This window comes from Kineococcus gypseus, assembly GCF_050871305.1.
In the GTDB taxonomy this organism is placed as follows: domain Bacteria; phylum Actinomycetota; class Actinomycetes; order Actinomycetales; family Kineococcaceae; genus Kineococcus; species Kineococcus gypseus.
This window is the reverse complement of the sequence record NZ_JBJLRD010000073.1, coordinates 1-16,196: the sequence shown is the minus strand read 5'-3', so window position 1 is coordinate 16,196 and position 16,196 is coordinate 1. Positions and strand designations below refer to the sequence as shown.

Sequence of the window (16,196 nt, the reverse complement as noted above, 5' to 3'; positions counted from 1 at the left end):
ATCGCCGCGCTGCCCGCCGGGGCGCTGGAGGCGCACGAGGCGCTGCTGCGCGAGCGGCTCGTCACGGGCCTGCTCGCCCTGCCGGGCGTGCGGGTGGTGGGCCCGCCCCCCCCCCCCCCCCGCGGCCGGCGTCACTGGGCGGCGGCGAGCGCCGAGTTCAGGCTGGCGATGAAGGACTGGGCGGTGGCGCGCACGTCGGCGCCGTTGAGGGCGATGTCCTCGTACGCGCGGGTGAAGGCGGTCTCGAAGTTCGCCTGGTAGCCGGCCGGGTAGAGCACCGTCGGCGGCTCGTCCTCGACGATCTGCTGGAACAGCTCCAGCGCCTGGCGGGTGGCCGGGTCCAGCGCGGGGTCCTCCAGCTGCGCCTGCAGCTGCACCGTGTTGGTGTTGGCGCCGTTGTTGGAGGCGAAGAGCTTGTTGGCCTCGGGGTCGTTGATCCAGAAGTCGATGTAAGCCGCCGCGGTGGGCACGTTGTCGCACGAGGTGGGGATGGACCAGCCGGAGGTGAACAGCACCGTGCCGGAACCGCCGTCGGGGCCGCTGGGCAGCTGCACCGTGGTCAGCTCCTGGCCGGGGGCGGCGCCGGCGAGGGCGCCGCGGGCCTGGCCGAGCTGGTTGCCGGGCTTGTTGTCGAGCATGCTGCGCCCGGTGGCGACGTAGCTCTGCTCCACCTGGGGCGGCTCGGCGGCCTCGTCCTGCGCGGTGGTGGTCACCCCCGCCTGGCGCAGCTGCTCCCACATCTCCCAGAACTCCACGAGCCGGTCCTCGCTGAACGCCGCCTGCCCGTCCTCGAACAGCTCCTCGCCGTGGGCGCGCACGTACTCGATGAAGTAGTTGGGCAGGGTGCCGCCGAGGTTGGCGGCGGCCACGCCCTCGGGCAGCCCGGTGGCGGCGCGCTGCAGGTAGGAGACGAAGTCGTCCCACGTGTAGCCGTCGGGGGGCAGCCCCACGCCGGCCTGCTCGGCCAGGGTGGTGTTGACCATGATGGCGTCGTAGGCGGCGCCGTAGGGGATCTCGTACAGCTTGCCGTCGGTGCCGCGGCCGGTGTCGAGGACGTCCTCGGGGATGTCGCCGACGTCGATGGCGCCGGAGTCGATGAGGGGCTGCAGGTCGGTGAGCAGGCCCTTGCTCGCGTAGTCGTTGAGCTGGCGGCCCTGCAGCTGCACGACGCACGCCATGTTGCCGCTGGTGGCCTCGATGTTGAGCTTCTGGAAGTAGGCGCTGAAGTCGGTGAAGTTCGGGGTGACCGTCACGCCGGGGTTGGCGGCGGTGAACAGGTCCGAGACGCCGTTGGTCTTCTCCACCCGCAGCCCCGAGCCCCAGAAGGACAGGCGGATGTCGCCGGTGACGTCGCCGAGGCCGGCGTCCTCACCCGTGGCGCCCTCGGCGGCGGCCTGGCCGCCGACGGACGTGCCGCCGGTGCAGCCGGCCAGGGCGAGGGCGAGCAGGCCGGCGGCGACGCCGGCGGCGCGGCGGGACGGGCGGTGGCTGGTGAACATCTTCGTTCCCTCCTGAGGACCGCTGGGGTGGATCACTTGAGTCCGCTGGTCGCGACGCCCTCGATGAGCAGGCGCTGGGAGACCAGGAAGAACCCCACGATGGGGGCGATGGCGAGCGTCGCCATGGCGAACAGCGGCCCGAAGGAGGACACGCCGGTGTTGTCGAGGAAGCCGTTCAGGCCGAGCGTGACCGTCCAGCGCTCGGGGTCGTTGAGGTAGAGCAGCGGGCCGAGGAAGTCGTCCCAGGTGCGGATGAACGTGAACATCGCGGTGGTGCCGATCGCCGGCAGCGACAGCGGCAGGATGACGCGGCGGAAGATGCCCAGGTGCCCGCAGCCGTCCAGGCGGGCGGCCTCGTCCAGCTCGCGCGGCAGGGTGCGGATGAACTGCACCATGAGGAACACGAAGAAGGCGTCGGTGGCGAGGAACTTCGGCACCGTCAGCGGCATGATCGTGTTGATCCAGGCCAGCTCGTTGAACAGCACGTACTGCGGCACGATCGTCACCTGGTACGGCAGCAGCAGCGTGGCCAGCACGAGGGCGAACAGCACCCGCTTGAAGGGGAACTCCAGCCGGGCGAAGGCGTAGGCGGCCAGCGAGCAGGAGACGACGTTGCCCACGATGCACAGCACGGCGATGACGAGGGAGTTCACGAAGTAGCGGGAGAAGTTCAGCGTCCCGTAGCTCCAGCCGTCGCGGTAGTTGTCCAGCGTGAACCCGCTGGGCCACAGCCCGAGGGTGCCGAACGCCTGGTTCTCGGGGCGGAAGGACGCGCCGAGCATCCACAGCAGCGGGTAGAGGATGACGAGGAGCACCGCGAGCAGCAGCGCGTGCCGGGCCGCGGCGCGCACGGCGACGTTGCGCGAGGCCCGCTTCGCGAAGACGGGCCGCAGCGCGGCCGGCGGCCGGGTGGGTGCGTGAGCGCTCATCTCTCGTCTCCGTAGTGGACCCAGGAACGTGCGGTGGCGAACATCGCGGCGGTGAAGGCGGCGAGCACGAGCAGCAGCGCCCACGCCATCGCCGAGGCGTAGCCCATGTCGAGCTGGGTGAAGCCGCGCTGGTACAGGTACAGCGTGTAGAAGAGCGTGGAGTCCGCCGGGCCGCCGGTGCCGCCGCTGACGACGTAGGCGGGGGTGAACGCCTGGAACGCGTTGACGGTGGTGAGCAGGACGTTGAAGAAGATCAGCGGGGAGATCATCGGCAGCGTCACGCTGACGAACCGCCGCACCGGCCCCGCGCCGTCCACCTCGGCCGCCTCGTACAGGTCGCGCGGCACCTGCCGCAGCCCCGCGAGGAAGATGATCATCGGTGAGCCGAACGTCCACACGCTCAGCAGCACCAGCGTGTACAGGGCCGTGTCCGGGTCGCCGATCCACGTCCTGCCCTCGATGCCGACGACGCCCAGCAGGGCGTTGACGACGCCGTCGCCGGCGAACAGGTGCCGCCACAGCAGGGAGACGGCGACGCTGGCGCCGACCAGGGACGGCAGGTAGAACGCCGCGCGGTAGAACGGCAGGAACCGCATCGCCCGGGCGAGCACCATCGCCACCACGAGGGAGACCACGAGGATCGCCGGCACGGCGATGACGACGTAGACGAGGGTGACCTCGACGGACTTCGCCAGCCGCGGGTCGTCCAGCATGGCCCGGTAGTTCTCCAGGCCTGCCCACTCCGGCGGGGTGAGCAGGTCGTACCGCGTGAACGACAGGTACAGCGAGTACAGCATCGGGCCCAGGGTCAGGCCCACCAGGCCGACGACCCAGGGCGCGAGGAAGGCGTAGGCGGCCAGCGCCTCGCGGGTGCGCCGGCTCAGCCGGGGCGAGCCGGGGGCGGGGTCCAGGCCGCGGCGCGGGGCGCGCACCACCTCGGCGACCTGCCCGCCGAGCGGCGCGGGCCCGCCCGCGCGGTCCAGGCTGCTCACCGCTCCCCCTCCCGCGCGGCGGCGGCGTGCGCCTCGACGCGGTCGGCGAGCACCTGCGCCAGCAGGCCCGCGACCGGCACGCGCAGGTCGGCGGCGCGCGCGGCGGCGACGACCTCGAAGAGGTCCTTGCTCCAGGGCCGTTCGCTGCGCGGGGTGCCGGCCGCGTCGTAGGCGGCGGCGGTGCGGTCGAAGAAGCCCCAGTTGCGCGCCACCCAGGAGTCGCCCGTGCTGGAGGCCACCACCTCGAACACCGCCTCGGCGGCCACGCCGTGGGCGGCGGCGAGGTCGAGCGCCTCGTGGGCGCCGGCCAGCGCGGAGAGCATCATGAGCTGGTTCGCCAGCTTGGTGGCCGCGCCGGCCCCGGCGGGCCCGACGAGCAGCACCTGGCTGCCCTCGCTGTCGAGCACGGGGCGCACGCGCTCGAGCACGTCGGCGTCCCCGCCCACCATGATGGTCAGGTCGCCGCGCTCGGCGCGGTCGGCGCCGCCGCTGACGGGGGCGTCGAGCAGGCCCGCGCCGTGCTGCGCGGCCACCTCGGCCAGCCGGGCGGCGGTGCGCGGCAGGACGGTGCTGTGCACGACCGCGGTGCGCTGCCCGCCGGCGCCCGCACCGGCGGCGAACCACCCGTCGGGCCCGTCGAGCAGGGACTCCACCGCGTCGTCGTCGGGCACGGCGAGCAGGAGCACCTCGCACCCGGCCAGTTCCTGCGGCCCGTCCGCCACGCGAGCGCCGTGCTCGGCCAGCGCGGCGGCCCGGTCCCGGTCGCGGTCGAGGACCGTCAGGGACCAGCCGGCCTTCAGCAGGGCCGACGCCATGGGCCGGCCGATGTTCCCCAGACCGGCGAAACCGACGGTCGTGGTCCCTGGGGACGTTCCTGGCGACGCTGCCATCTCTCCTCCCGGAGGCGTGAGGGGTCGGCGGCCCGGCCCGGTGCGGGCCGGCCGTTCCGGCGAGGGGTCAGACGCCCTCGTAGTAGGCCAGGACGGCCTCGACGTCGACGGTGGAGTCCATGGGCTTGCCCTGCGCGGCGTAGTGGCGGCGGCGGGCGTTCATGTCGGCCAGCAGGATCGCCCGCGCGTGCACGGCGACCTCCTCGGCCACCTCGGCGGGGACCACCACGACGCCGTCGTCGTCGCACCCGACCACGTCGCCCGGGCGCACCTGCACGCCGCCGCAGGCGATGGTGCCCTGCGCCTCGACGACCTCGATGCGCCCGGGGATGATGGTGCGCCCGCGGTGGCGGCTGACGACCGGGGTGCGCTGCTGGACGACCTCGGCGGTGTCGCGGCAGTACCCGTCGGTGATGATGCCGACGGCGCCGCGGCCGACGGCGGCCATGGAGTTCTCCGAGCCCCAGAAACCCACCTCGGGACCGCCACCGGACTCCATGACGACGACGTGGCCGGGCGGCAGGTCGTCGGGCAGGCGCTCCATCGGGTAGCGCTCGAACCAGATGCGGTGCGCCTCGACGATGTCCTGCGTCGAGCCCAGCTTCCACATCGGCTTGTTCGAGGGCACGGCGCGCAGGGTGGCGGCCTGGCCCCAGAACCTCATGCCCGACCACAGCGGGCGGACCTCGCGGTCCATCAGGGTGAGGTTGAAGTACCCGATGCCGTCCAGCGCGTCGGCGACGTCGCAGACGCGCAGGTGGCGGTAGAGGCTGTTGAGGTCCCCGGTGTCGGCGCGCTCGGGGGTGCGGGTTGCGGGGTCGGTCAGCGACACGGTGGTTCCTCTCGTCGGTGAGAGCTCGCGGTCGGCTGCGGCGGGGTCCCCCGACGGGGATGGCACTCCCCCGCGCCGTTGCCTATTGTCTACAACCGACAGCGAGAGCAGCGCAAGAGGCTCGACGAGGGGGATCCTGGTCCCCCCGGTGCAGCAGACCGCCGGGTCGAGCGACGTCGAGGAGGACCACGATGACCGCAGCCGAGACCCCCCTGGCCGGACCACCGGTGCTCGCCCGGCGGCCGGGCCGCGGCCGCCTGGAGGCCCCCAGCCTCGTGCACCTGGCCGCCGACGCGGTGCGCCAGCGGATCCTGTCCGGGCAGCTGGCCCCCGGCGACCGGCTCGTGGAGGAGCGCCTGACCGACGAGCTGGGCATCAGCCGGCCCCCGCTGCGCGAGGCGCTGCGCCTGCTGCAGCAGGAGGGGCTCATCGAGACCCGCCCGCGCCGCGGCTCCGTCGTCACCACCCTGACCGACCAGGACGTGTACGAGATCCTGACCCTGCGCTCGGCGCTGGAGCGCCTGGGCGTGGAGCTGGGCGTGCCGGTGCGCGACCCCGAGCGGCTGGAGGTGTGCCGGCGCGCGCTGCGGCGCATGGAGGAGTGCGCCGAGGCCGAGGACCGCGGGGCGCTGGTGCGCAGCGCCTACGACTTCCACTCCTCGATCGTCGCCCTCGCCGGGCACCGCCGCCTCGACGAGAGCTACGCCGCCGTGCAGCAGCAGGTGATGCTCTGCATGGCGCGCAACCTCTACACCCGCGAGCACGAGTACGAGGACCTGCCCACCCACGTCGCGCGCCACCGCCACCTGCTGGAGGTCATCGAGGCCGGCGACCCCGACGCCGTCCTGGCCGAGCTGGCGGTGCACGGGGAGCGCTCCTTCCTCAAGCGCTGAGGCCCGGCGCGCCGGCGCCGCGCGGACCCGTCTCACCCGGATGGAGCAGCGCGGCGATCCACGGGCCCGGCGGTGCCGAAGGAGGGGTGTCAACCAGACACCGTCCCCGAGGAGCACCACCGTGTCCGCACCCCGCGTCGACGCCGCGACCCTGCGCGACCACGTCCAGCGCCTGGGCGAGAAGCACCCGCCGATCGACCTCGCCTCGGTCGACTACACCGTGCGCGACCCGCGCGCCGTGCGCGAGCGCTTCGCCGGGGTGCTGGAGTACATGGCCCGCGTGGAGATGGAGGTCGAGCGCAACGTCCTGGAGCTGGCCGTGCTGCTGCCCGGCGTCAGCGAGACGGACCGCCGCTTCGTGCAGGACGTGTGGGGCCCGCAGGAGGAGCACCACGGCATCGTGCTGGACACCCTCTCGCAGCACCTGGGCATGCCGCCGACCGAGGCGAACACCGGCGGGATCGCCCCGCGCGTCCGCGTGCTCGGCGCGCTGGCGCACCTGCCCGTCGTGCACGAGGTGATCCGGCTGATGTACTACCTGACCGGCGCGGCCACCGAGAAGTCCGCGATGCTCGCCTACCGGGCGATGAGCGAGGGCCTGGACGAGATGGGCGAGACCGCCGTGCGCCGCACCGTCGTGGACGCCGTGAAGGTCCAGGAGCCCGGCCACTTCGCGTTCTACCGGCTCAGCGCCCAGCACCTCGTCGAGAGCGGCGCGCTGGCGCCCTGGCAGATGCACCTGGCGCGCTTCCTGCGCTCGCGCACGTTCTCCCTCGTGGGTGCCAGCACCCGCGAGCAGCGCACCGGGTTCGGCGCCGTCGTCGTCGAGCTCGGCCTGGACGCCGAGATCGAGCGCAATGTGCGCGACATCGCGCGCGTGGAGTCGCAGCTGCTGTGGGCGAGCGACCAGGGCGTGGACGTGCCCGGCTACGCGCTCGCCGCCTTCCGCGACGCCGCCGAGCTGTACCGCGAGCGCGCCGGCCGGCAGGCGCTGGCCGCCTGAGCGCGCGCAGCCGCGGGCCCGGCTCCGCGGGGGGACCCCTGCGCACCCGCTGCTGCGCGGTGCGCCCGACGGGGTGACGCGGGGCCCGGACGGCCCGCCGCGGGGAATGCCCCGCACCCGCACCACCTTGCAGGCGTCATGAGCACCATCGGAATCATCGGCAGCGGCAACATCGGCAGCACGCTCGCCCGGCTGGCCGTCGACGCCGGCCACGACGTCGTCATCGCGAACTCGCGCGGCCCGCAGTCCCTCACCGGCCTCGTGGACGAGCTCGGCCCGAAGGCGCGCGCGGCGAGCGTGACCGAGGCCGCCGAGGCGGGCGACCTGGTCGTGGTGACCATCCCCACCGGGCGCGTGCCGGACCTGCCCACCGAGCCGCTGGTCGGCAAGGTCGTCATCGACACCTGCAACTACTACCCCGAGCGCGACGGCGACATCGCCGTCCTGGACAGCCACGAGCTGACCACCAGCGAGTTCGTGCAGCGCCACTTCGCCGGTGCGCGCGTCGTGAAGGCCTTCAACAACATCTTCGCCCAGGACCTCGCCGTCCTGAACCGCCCGGCGGGCGCGCCCGACCGCACCACCCTGGTCATCGCCGGCGACGACGAGGGGGCCGAGCGGGTCGTGGCCGAGTTCATCGACTCCATCGGCTACGACGTCCTCGACATCGGCTCGCTGGCCGACAGCTGGCGCGTGCAGCGCGACCAGCCCGCCTACGCCGGCGCCTACAGCGAGACCGGCGCCCCCGGCGCGCCGCGCCGGATGACGCCGCAGGACCTGCAGCCCCTCATCGAGCAGGCCGACCGCTCCATCCGCTGACCCGCTGACGGCCGTGCCGCCGCGACCCCCCGGGGCCCGTGGCGGCACGGCCGTCCCGCTGAGCACGGCACCCCGGCCACCCAGCAGCAACTCACCGGCAACTCACCGGCAGCCCGGCGCCCGTCGCGCGCGGACCCCGCGCGGCGCGCACACTGCCCGTGTGGACGTGGTGCTGGTGAGCGGGATCCTCGCGCTGCCCGCCGTGGTGCTGAGCACGGTCGCGGTGCGGGCGCTGCGCCGCGGGCGGCGGCCCGGGCGCGCCGCCCACGACGACACCCTGCGCGCCGGTCAGGAGGCGCCGCTGGACGGCTCGGGCGCGGCGCTGCGGGCGATGGGGCGCAACGCCTGGATGCGCCCGGGCGGCGGCGGGCTCTGAGGCGCCCGCCCCGCCGGTCAGCCGGCCCTGCGCAGCCGCAGCAGCAGCAGGCCCGGTTCGCGCTGCAGCCTGGCGAAGTCCTCCGGGTGCGACTCGCGCACGGCCGGCGTCGGGCGCGGCTCGTCCAGCAGGTCGATGACGAACCCGGCCCCGGTGGCCGCCGCGCACAGGCGCGAGAGCGGCTCGCGCCAGAAGCGCACCTCCTGCGGGCCCGAGGGCGTGCTCCACACGTCCGCCTCCAGCACCCGGTCGAAGTAGGAGCCGCCCTTGCGCACCCAGTCGGCCGCGGGGTGCTGGGTGGAGACGACCAGCACCCCGCCGGGCCGCAGCAGCCGGTGCAGCTCCGCGAACGCCGCCGGCTCGTCCTCGGCGTAGTGGATGGCCAGGGCGCACACGGCCGCGTCGAACGACGCGTCCGGCCACGGCAGCCGCTCGCCCAGCCGCGCGAGCTCGATGCGCGCCCGGTCGCCCACCCGCCGCCGCGCCAGCTCGACCATGACCGCGCTGGCGTCGAACCCGCTGACGCGCGCGCCGGCCGCCAGCAGCTCCTGCGCGTAGACGCCCGGCCCGCACGCCGCGTCGAGCACGTGCAGCCCGGCCACGTCGCCCAGGGCGGCGAGCACCGCAGGGCGGTCGTAGTGGGCGTTGAACGGCCCGTGCAGCGCGCGCCGCTCGAACTCCTCGCCCATCGCGTCGTACGGAGACCACGGAGACCACGGTGCGGGGTCCACGGCGGCAGCGTAGGAGCCGCGGCGGCCCCGCGGGGCGGGCGCGAGGCACGGGCTCAGGGCACGGGCCCGGGGCACGCGCTCAGGGCACGAAGGAGGCGAGCTGCTCCTCGAACCAGGGGTAGAGCTCCTCGCCCCTGGCGCTCAGCCGGGACTTCAGCAGGCGCGTGGGCTCGTCGGCCAGCACCTCCAGGGAGCCGTCGGCGACGCCGTCGTAGGCCTGGGCGACGACGTCGGCGGGGCTGACCTTGGGCACGTCCCAGCGCTCGGACATCGGGGTGTCGACCATGCCGACGAGCAGGCCGACGACGTGCGTGCCCTGCGCGCGCAGCTGCACCCGCAGGGCGTTGGTCGCCGACCACATCGCCGCCTTGGAGGCCGCGTAGCCGGTGGGGACGCTGAGCCAGGACGCCGCCGAGAGCACGTTGAGCAGGGTCCCGCCGCCGTGGGCGGCGAGCACCGGGGCGAAGGCGTTGGCCACGCGCAGGGTGCCGAAGAAGTTCGTCTCGAAGACGCGGCGCAGCTCCTCCTCGGGGCCGGTGATCGAGTCGCCGGCGGGGGCGATGGCCGCGTTGTTCACGAGCAGGTCCACGTCGGGCGCCTCGGCGGCCGCGCGGGCGGCGCCGGCGGGGTCGGTCAGGTCCAGGTGCAGCGGGACGACGCGCGGGTCGTCCCAGCGCCTCGGCGTGCGCGCCGCGGCGTGGACCCTGGCGGCGCCGCGCTGCAGCGCCTGCTGCACGAACTGCTCGCCGAGCCCGCCGTTGGCGCCGGTCACGAGCACGGTCCGGCCTTCGAGCGTCTGGTCCACGTAGACTCCTCACAGAAGTGGGGGCGATCCCCAGAAGCAGGGTGCGGGGACCGTCCCCGTTTCGTCAAGGAGGAGGTGCCGTGGCACCCGAGGACCCGCGCGCCCCGGCCGCCGCCGGGACGGGCGCGGCGCCGCGACCGCTGCGCGCCGACGCCCGGCGCAACCGCGACGCCGTGCTGCGCGCAGCGCGCGAGGCCTTCGAGCAGGAGGGCGTGTTCACCTCCCTCGACGGCATCGCCGCGCGCGCCGGGGTGGGCAACGCCACCCTCTACCGCCACTTCCCCACGCGCGAGGACCTGCTGGCCGCCGTCATCGAGAGCAGCATCGCCACGGCCCTGGAGCAGGCGGACGACCTCGTGCGCGCCCTGCCCCCGCGTGAGGCGCTGGCCGAGTGGCTCGTGCTGCTGACCTGGCGGCTGCGCACCTGGCACGACCTGCCCTCGTGCCTGGCCGGTGCCGACGAGTCGGCCTCGCCCGTGCGCTCGGCGTGCGACCCGCTGCGCGCGCGGACCGCCGCGCTCCTGGAGGTCGCCCGGGCGGCCGGCGACGTGGCCGGTGGCGTCACCGTCGACGAGGTCTACGAGCTCGTCGTCGCGCTGTCGTGGGCCGTGGACCGCTTCGGCACCGGCGAGGCGGCCGCCCGCCGCCGCGTGGCGGTGGCGACGGCGGGCCTCTTCGCCTGAGCGCTCCCGGCCCCGTCGCGCCCGGGCCGCGGGCCTCAGCCGGCGGTGGCGCCGTTCCAGTCGACGAGCTGGACGATCACGCCGTTGGGGTCGCGCACCTGGAAGGCGCGCTCGCCCCACTCCTCGACCGTCAGCGGCATGGTGATGGCCACGCCCTCGCGCTGCAGGCGCGCCAGCTCGCCCTCGAGGTCGTCGACGACGAAGGCGAGGATCTGGCCGCGGGCGCGCTCGTCGCGCTGGTCGGCGGGCAGGGTGGGCAGGCCGACGCGCAGGTAGATCACGTTCAGCCCCGCGTCGGGCCGGCTCAGGCTGGCGTAGCCCGGTGCCGCGGCATCCTGGTGGAAGCCGAAGTGGGTGCTCAGGAAGGTGCTGGAGGCCTCGACGTCCTCGACGTTGAGCGAGACGGCGCTGGCGGTGATGTGCACGGGTGCTCCTCTCCCCTTCACTCCGTACGGCGTACGGGGTGAAGGGCCAACGGCGCGCCGGGCCAGGATGTTCCCGTGGTGGTCCGGTGAGCGGGGAGCGCACGAGCGCGGGCGACCCCGCGCACACCCTGGCGCTGCTGTGGCGCGGCACCGGCGGGGGCGCGGCGCCGGGACCGCGCCGGGGGCCGCGCCGGGCGCTGGACGTCGACGCCGTCGTGGCCGCCGCCGTGGCGCTGGCCGATGAGCAGGGCCTGGCGGGGCTGAGCATGCGCCGGCTGGCCGAGCGGCTGGGGGTGGGGGCGATGTCGCTGTACACCTACGTCGCCGACCGCGACGAGCTGCTGGACCTCGTGCTCGACAGCGCCTACGCCGCGATGCCGCGGCGCGACACCACGGGCCTGCCCTGGCGCGAGCGCGTCGCGGCGGTGGCCGAGGAGAACCGCGAGCTGTACCGGGCGCACCCGTGGGCCGCGGAGGTCTCCACGCTGCGCCCGCCGCTGGGCCCGGGGCAGACGGCCAAGTACGAGCACGAGCTGGCCGCCTTCGACGGCTGCGGGCTCGACGACGTGGCCGTCGACGACTGCCTGACCCACCTGCTCGTCTTCGTGCGCGCCTGCGCCCGCGACGCCGCCGCCGCCCGCGAGCAGCGCCGCGACGGCGACGACGAGCAGTGGTGGGCCGCGGCGGGCCCGCTGCTGGCGCGCGTGCTGGACGCCGCGCGCTTCCCGCGCGCGGTGCGCGTCGGCGCCGCGGCCGGCGCCGCGCACGGCAGCGCCCACGACCCCGAGCACGCCTACGAGTTCGGCCTGCAGCGCCTGCTGGACGGGCTGGCCGCCCTCGTCGAGCCCGCCGAGACCGCCGAGCCCGCCGAGACCGTCGAGGAGCCCGCCGCGGGGTCCCGTCGTGGACGGTGACGGCGCCCGCCCGCCGGTCAGCTGCGCGTGGTCGGCGGCACCGGGGCCGAGGACGGGCCGGTGCCCACCGGCGCCGCGGGGCGGCCCAGGTGGTAGCCCTGCCCGTGCGAGACGCCCAGCTCGCGCAGGCACGCCAGCTCCTGCGCGGTCTCGATGCCCTCGGCGACCACGTGCGCGCCGGTCTGCTGCCCGAACGCGGTCAGCGCGACGGCCAGGGCGCGGCGGGTCGGGTCGCGGTGGATGTCGCGGATCAGGCTCATGTCCAGCTTGATGAACTCCGGCTGCAGGGCCAGCACGTGGCGCATGCTGGCGAACCCGGCACCGGCGTCGTCGACGGCGACGCGCAGCCCGGCCGCGCGCAGCGGCGCCAGGTGGCGCAGCAGCGCCGGGTAGTCGTGCACCTGCTCCTGCTCGGTGATCTCCAGCACCAGGTCGTCGAGCCGGCGGCCCTGCAGCGCGCGGGCCAGGGCCGGGCTGGCCGCCACGGCGGGGCTGGTGTTCAGCGAGAGGAACCCCGGCACCGCGGGGCGCCGGCGCAGCGCCGCGCCGAGCGCGGCCAGCTCCAGGTCCTCGCCCGCGCCGATGCGCGCGGCGTCGGTGAACCACTGCTCCGGGGTGCCCGCGGGGAAGCGGCTGAGCGCCTCGCAGCCGGCCACCTCCAGCGTGTCCAGCCGCAGGACCGGCTGGTACACCGGCTGCGGCCCGCCCGCGCGGTGCAGGCCGTCCAGCCGCTCCAGCACGTCGTGGCGGTCGGCGGAGTGCTCCTCCTCGCGCACCACCAGGTCGCCCAGGGCCTCGGCCAGCACGGCCAGCACCCCGGCGTCGCGCGGGCCCATCTGCGGCTGGGCGCTGAACGAGAGCGCGCACAGGGTGCCGTAGACGCTGCCGTCGGGGCGGTGGATGGGCACCCCGGCGTAGGCGCCGAGGCCCATGGCGGCGGTGATGGGCAGGGCGGAGGTGACCGGGTGGGCCGCCGCGTCGGGGACCACCGGTGCCAGCCGCCCGTCGAGGACGCGCTGGCAGTAGGTGCCCGAGCTCCGCCAGTGGAAGTCGTGCAGGTCCGGGACCCCGGGCGCGGCGGCCAGGTGGCGCACCGTCCACCTCTCGCCGTGGAAGCGGCCCACCACGGCGGCCTCCACGCCCAGCTGGCGGCGCGCCACGTCCAGCAGGCGGGTGATGCGCTCGGCCGCGGGTCCGGTGGCCGCGCCGCCCGCCCCGCCCGCGAGCTGCTCGAAGAGGGCGTCGGCGTCGCCCCGCCCGTCGCCCTGCCCGTCGCCGGGGCGCCCGCCGCGCCGGCGGGTCAGCTCGCGGCCGGCGCGGGCGGCCTTGTCGGCGTACATGGCCGCGTCGGCCTCGCGCCAGGCGGCGACCAGGCCGGTGGCCGCGCGGCGGGTGGCGGCACCGGCGGAGACGTCCACGCCCGCGCGCCGCAGCGCCGCGCCCAGCTCCCGCAGCACCTCCCCGGCCGCCGGCGCGGCGGCGCCGGGCAGCAGCACGGCGAACTCGTCCCCGCCCAGCCGGGCGCAGAAGTCCTCCGGGCGCAGCCGCCCGCGCAGCACCCCCGCCGCGCGCACCAGCAGCTCGTCACCGGCGGCGTGGCCGGCGGAGTCGTTGACGCCCTTGAGCCCGTCCAGGTCCAGCACCAGCACCGAGGCCGTCGAGCCCAGCCGGCGCGCCCGCGCCTCCTCGGCGGCCAGCGCGGCGTCCCAGGCGCGCCGGTTGCCGATGCCCGTCAGCGCGTCGCTGCTGGCCGCGGCCTCGGCGTGCTCGGCGCGGCGCGCCTCCTGCTCCAGGCGCAGCTCGTAGCTCAGCACGGTCGCCAGCAGGTCCGCGGCCAGCTCCACGTCCGGCAGCCGCTGCTCCACGGAGGGGTCCACGGGCTCGTGCGCGCCGGCGCACAACGTGCCCAGCACGGTGCCGTCGGCGCCGGTCAGGGGCACCGAGACGTACGAGCGCCACGGGAACCCGGTGGCGCGCAGCGCGTGCGCCCAGCCCGGCTCGTCCTCGACGCTCACCGAGAAGCGCGGCGCCTCGCCCGCCACCACCGCGCCGCAGAAGGTGTCGTCCCAGGCGATGACGTCGCCGGCGCGCATCCCGACCCCGCCGCCGTCCAGCGCGGACAGGACGACGTAGTCCTCCCCGTCGCGGCGCGCCACGGCCCAGGTGTCCAGGCCGACGCGCTCGTGCAGGTGGCGCAGGGTGGCCGCCGCCGCGGTCGTGAAGTCGCTGACGGGCGTGACCGGCCCGGCTCCCCGGACGGCACGGGTGTCACGATCCACGTCGCTCGTCATCGGTGCCCCACCCCCCGCTCTTGAGCCTACGACCGGCACCGCTCCCGCCGCCGCGCGCGCGTGGCGCGGCACCGGCCGGGCAGACTGGGGCGCGTGCGGCTGGAGAACGTCGTCCGGGACGCCCGCGACCCCCACCGGCTCGGCCGGTTCTGGGCGGCCGCGCTGGGCGCCGAGCTGATCACCGACGAGCCCGACCTCGTCGAGGCGCGCCTGCAGCTGGGCGGCGGCGCCTTCCTCAACCTGTGCCTGCCCCGCGTGGAGGAGCCGTCGACGTCCCCCGAGCGCCTGCACCTGGACGTGGCCGGCGGCGCGCGGCCGGACGAGGTCGTCGAGCGCCTGCTCGCGCTGGGGGCGCAGCGCGCCGGCGGCGGCCGGGGACCGGACCAGCGGGTGGTCCTGGCCGACCCCGAGGGCGGCGCGTTCGACGTCGTCGCGGACGCCGGGCGACCCGGCGGCAGCGGGCCGATCGCCGCGCTGCGGCTGGACAGCGCCGATCCGGCGCGGGACGGCGCGTTCTGGGCGACGGCCACCGGCTGGGTCCCGGCGGGCGACGGCCCCGGCGGGGCGGTGCTGCGCCACCCCTCCGGTGTCGGGCCCCTGCTGGAGCTGCGCCCCGAGCCGGGGCCCAAGCGCGGCAAGAACCGCGTCCACCTCGACGTGCGGCGCGAGGACGGCGACGGCGACGTGCACGAGCACCTCCTGGACCTCGGCGCGAGGGCGCTGAGCGCCCCGGGGGAACTGCCGTGGCTGGTGTTCGCCGACCCCTCGGGCAACGAGTTCTGCGTGCTCCGCTGAGCGGCCCGCGCGACGGCGCCGGGGTGCCGTCGGCGCCCGGCGCCCCTACTGTCGGGACTCCGAGACGTCCGTGCACCTGGAGCAACCGGGAGGGTCCCCGTGGCCGACGAGCGAAGCGGTGTCGAGAAGGTCGCCGACATCATCGAGGACATCAAGACCTGCATGCTGACCACCACGACCGACGACGGCCGCCTGGTCAGCCGGCCCATGGCCGTGCAGCAGGTCCGCTTCGACGGCGACCTGTGGTTCGCCTCCGACGGGGACTCCTCGAAGGTCCACCAGATCGAGCACGGCTCGCCCGTCAACGCCGCCTTCGCCACCCGCGACGCGTGGGTCTCCCTGGCCGGCACCGCCGAGGTCGTGCACGACCGGGCCAAGGCCGAGGAGCTGTGGAACCCGGCGCTGGAGGCCTGGTTCCCCGACGGCCCCGGCACCCCCGGCCTGGCGCTGATCAAGGTGCACGCCGAGACCGCGGAGTACTGGGACACCCCTGGCGGCACGGTCACCAGCCTCATCGCCCTGGCCACCAGCAAGGTCAAGGGCCAGCGCCCCGACGTCGGGGAGAACGAGACCGTGGACCTGACCTCGGGCACCACGACCACCGCGCGCTGAGGCCCCCGGCCGGACCGCACCGCGCCACCGGGACGACACCGTGCTCCCGCCCGCGCTGGTCGGGGACTGGAGCGGCACCAACGCCTTCCGGCTGATGCCCGGCGACCCGCCGCACGAGGCGCCGGCCACCGCGCGCGTGAGCACCGCCGCCGGCGGTCACCTCGCCCTGGTCGCCTACGCGTGGCACCACCCCGACGACGGCCCCCAGGACGGCCTGCTCGTCGTGGCCGGCACCGGTGAGGGCGACGCGGTCAGCGCCACGTGGGCCGACTCCTGGCACCAGCAGCCGGCCACCATGGCGCTGACCGGGCGCCGCACCGCCGACGGCGTCGTGCTCGAGGGCCGCTACGGCGGGGACTGGACGTGGCGCACCGAGCTCCGCACCTCCCCCGGCGGCGGGCTGCTGCTGCGGATGGACAACGTCGTGCCCGTCGTCCACGCCACCGCGGAGGTCCCCGCGGGGCCCTACGCGGCCATGCTCCTGCGCGCCCACCGGGCCTGAGGCGCACCCCTGCCCCCGACGGACCGGGACGAGGCGGTCCGAGGGGGGCCGGGGGGCCGGGTTCGGCGGTCCGGGCTCAGACGAGGGGGAGTTCCCCGCCGTCGACGGTGAGGGTCACCCCGGTGACCCACTGGGCGCGGTCGGAGGCGAGGTAGGCGACGGCCTCGGCGACGTCGCGCGGGTCCCCGGGGCGTCCGAGGGGGAC

Annotated in this window: 19 protein-coding genes; 9 read left to right on the top strand and 10 right to left on the bottom strand. The window is 75.7% G+C overall.

Translation table 11 applies throughout. From position 1 onward, the window contains the following. Positions 1–131: 131 nt before the first annotated feature. The 5 genes from ACRYMN_RS19430 to ACRYMN_RS19410 form a co-directional block, all read right to left on the bottom strand. Positions 132–1,499, bottom strand: a complete 1,368-nt coding sequence (locus ACRYMN_RS19430; protein WP_432498736.1) for an ABC transporter substrate-binding protein — start codon at positions 1,497–1,499, stop codon at positions 132–134. A 32-nt stretch (positions 1,500–1,531) separates the two neighbouring features. Beyond that, positions 1,532–2,428: a carbohydrate ABC transporter permease gene (locus ACRYMN_RS19425; RefSeq protein WP_432498734.1), complete on the bottom strand. Its 897-nt coding sequence runs from the start codon at positions 2,426–2,428 to the stop codon at positions 1,532–1,534. Then, entirely contained in the window at positions 2,425–3,411 is a 987-nt protein-coding gene (locus ACRYMN_RS19420; protein ID WP_432498738.1) for a carbohydrate ABC transporter permease, read from the bottom strand. Before ACRYMN_RS19420 ends, ACRYMN_RS19425 begins: the two co-directional genes overlap by 4 nt. Positions 3,412–3,416: 5 nt before the next feature. Beyond that, positions 3,417–4,310, bottom strand: a complete 894-nt coding sequence (locus ACRYMN_RS19415) for an NAD(P)-dependent oxidoreductase (RefSeq protein WP_432498732.1) — start codon at positions 4,308–4,310, stop codon at positions 3,417–3,419. Positions 4,311–4,377: 67 nt separating this feature from the next. Further along, positions 4,378–5,142, bottom strand: a complete 765-nt coding sequence (locus ACRYMN_RS19410; RefSeq protein ID WP_432498729.1) for an RraA family protein — start codon at positions 5,140–5,142, stop codon at positions 4,378–4,380. 191 nt (positions 5,143–5,333) lie between these two features. On the opposite strand from ACRYMN_RS19410, the gene ACRYMN_RS19405 reads away from it, so the two are divergent. The 4 genes from ACRYMN_RS19405 (at position 5,334) to ACRYMN_RS19390 (ending at position 8,233) form a co-directional block, all read left to right on the top strand. Continuing rightward, positions 5,334–6,035: a GntR family transcriptional regulator gene (locus ACRYMN_RS19405; RefSeq protein ID WP_432498727.1), complete on the top strand. Its 702-nt coding sequence runs from the start codon at positions 5,334–5,336 to the stop codon at positions 6,033–6,035. A 121-nt stretch (positions 6,036–6,156) separates the two neighbouring features. Then, a complete protein-coding gene (locus tag ACRYMN_RS19400) occupies positions 6,157–7,038 on the top strand; it encodes a GTP-binding protein LepA (protein ID WP_432498724.1) in 882 nt (293 codons plus the stop codon). 138 nt (positions 7,039–7,176) lie between these two features. Beyond that, a complete protein-coding gene (locus ACRYMN_RS19395) occupies positions 7,177–7,857 on the top strand; it encodes an NADPH-dependent F420 reductase (protein WP_432498722.1) in 681 nt (226 codons plus the stop codon). A 160-nt stretch (positions 7,858–8,017) separates the two neighbouring features. Further along, positions 8,018–8,233: a hypothetical protein gene (locus ACRYMN_RS19390; RefSeq protein WP_432498719.1), complete on the top strand. Its 216-nt coding sequence runs from the start codon at positions 8,018–8,020 to the stop codon at positions 8,231–8,233. 17 nt (positions 8,234–8,250) lie between these two features. Here ACRYMN_RS19390 and ACRYMN_RS19385 read toward each other — a convergent pair whose 3' ends face one another. Together ACRYMN_RS19385 and ACRYMN_RS19380 are read right to left on the bottom strand one after the other, a co-directional pair. Then, entirely contained in the window at positions 8,251–8,964 is a 714-nt protein-coding gene (locus ACRYMN_RS19385) for a class I SAM-dependent methyltransferase (RefSeq protein WP_432498717.1), read from the bottom strand. Positions 8,965–9,043: 79 nt separating this feature from the next. Next, positions 9,044–9,769: an SDR family oxidoreductase gene (locus ACRYMN_RS19380; RefSeq protein ID WP_432498714.1), complete on the bottom strand. Its 726-nt coding sequence runs from the start codon at positions 9,767–9,769 to the stop codon at positions 9,044–9,046. Positions 9,770–9,849: 80 nt separating this feature from the next. On the opposite strand from ACRYMN_RS19380, the gene ACRYMN_RS19375 reads away from it, so the two are divergent. Continuing rightward, the gene (locus ACRYMN_RS19375) at positions 9,850–10,452 is read left to right on the top strand and encodes a TetR/AcrR family transcriptional regulator (protein ID WP_432498711.1); all 603 of its coding nucleotides are present in this window, start codon (positions 9,850–9,852) and stop codon (positions 10,450–10,452) included. A 35-nt stretch (positions 10,453–10,487) separates the two neighbouring features. Here the strand turns inward: ACRYMN_RS19375 and ACRYMN_RS19370 are convergent, their stop codons facing one another. Next, on the bottom strand, positions 10,488–10,877 hold the full coding sequence (locus ACRYMN_RS19370) for a VOC family protein (protein WP_432498708.1): 390 nt from the start codon (positions 10,875–10,877) through the stop codon (positions 10,488–10,490). Between the two features lie 86 nt (positions 10,878–10,963). On the opposite strand from ACRYMN_RS19370, the gene ACRYMN_RS19365 reads away from it, so the two are divergent. Beyond that, positions 10,964–11,791 (top strand): TetR/AcrR family transcriptional regulator, encoded by an 828-nt coding sequence (locus ACRYMN_RS19365; protein WP_432498705.1) that lies wholly within the window; start codon positions 10,964–10,966, stop codon positions 11,789–11,791. 17 nt (positions 11,792–11,808) lie between these two features. Here ACRYMN_RS19365 and ACRYMN_RS19360 read toward each other — a convergent pair whose 3' ends face one another. After that, a complete protein-coding gene (locus ACRYMN_RS19360) occupies positions 11,809–14,070 on the bottom strand; it encodes an EAL domain-containing protein (protein WP_432498703.1) in 2,262 nt (753 codons plus the stop codon). Positions 14,071–14,175: 105 nt separating this feature from the next. On the opposite strand from ACRYMN_RS19360, the gene ACRYMN_RS19355 reads away from it, so the two are divergent. From ACRYMN_RS19355 to ACRYMN_RS19345, 3 genes are all read left to right on the top strand, one after another. Further along, the gene (locus ACRYMN_RS19355; RefSeq protein ID WP_432498700.1) at positions 14,176–14,877 is read left to right on the top strand and encodes a VOC family protein; all 702 of its coding nucleotides are present in this window, start codon (positions 14,176–14,178) and stop codon (positions 14,875–14,877) included. Between the two features lie 99 nt (positions 14,878–14,976). After that, entirely contained in the window at positions 14,977–15,489 is a 513-nt protein-coding gene (locus ACRYMN_RS19350) for a pyridoxamine 5'-phosphate oxidase family protein (protein ID WP_432498697.1), read from the top strand. A gap of 40 nt (positions 15,490–15,529) precedes the next feature. Next, positions 15,530–15,991 carry a hypothetical protein gene (locus ACRYMN_RS19345; RefSeq protein ID WP_432498694.1) on the top strand — a complete coding sequence of 154 codons (462 nt, stop codon included), beginning with the start codon at positions 15,530–15,532 and terminating at the stop codon, positions 15,989–15,991. Positions 15,992–16,067: 76 nt separating this feature from the next. Here ACRYMN_RS19345 and ACRYMN_RS19340 read toward each other — a convergent pair. Next, positions 16,068–16,196 (bottom strand): SDR family oxidoreductase (locus ACRYMN_RS19340; protein WP_432492553.1); only part of this gene is annotated, 129 nt, incomplete at its 5' end.

What these genes read in the sequence shown, in the direction of transcription:
- ACRYMN_RS19430 (WP_432498736.1), bottom strand. Translation starts at nt 1,499, where the DNA reads ATGTTCACCAGCCACCGCCCGTCCCGCCGCGCCGCCGGCGTCGCCGCC.
- ACRYMN_RS19425 (WP_432498734.1), bottom strand. Translation starts at nt 2,428, where the DNA reads ATGAGCGCTCACGCACCCACCCGGCCGCCGGCCGCGCTGCGGCCCGTC.
- ACRYMN_RS19415 (WP_432498732.1), bottom strand. Translation starts at nt 4,310, where the DNA reads ATGGCAGCGTCGCCAGGAACGTCCCCAGGGACCACGACCGTCGGTTTC.
- ACRYMN_RS19405 (WP_432498727.1), top strand. Translation starts at nt 5,334, where the DNA reads ATGACCGCAGCCGAGACCCCCCTGGCCGGACCACCGGTGCTCGCCCGG.
- ACRYMN_RS19395 (WP_432498722.1), top strand. Translation starts at nt 7,177, where the DNA reads ATGAGCACCATCGGAATCATCGGCAGCGGCAACATCGGCAGCACGCTC.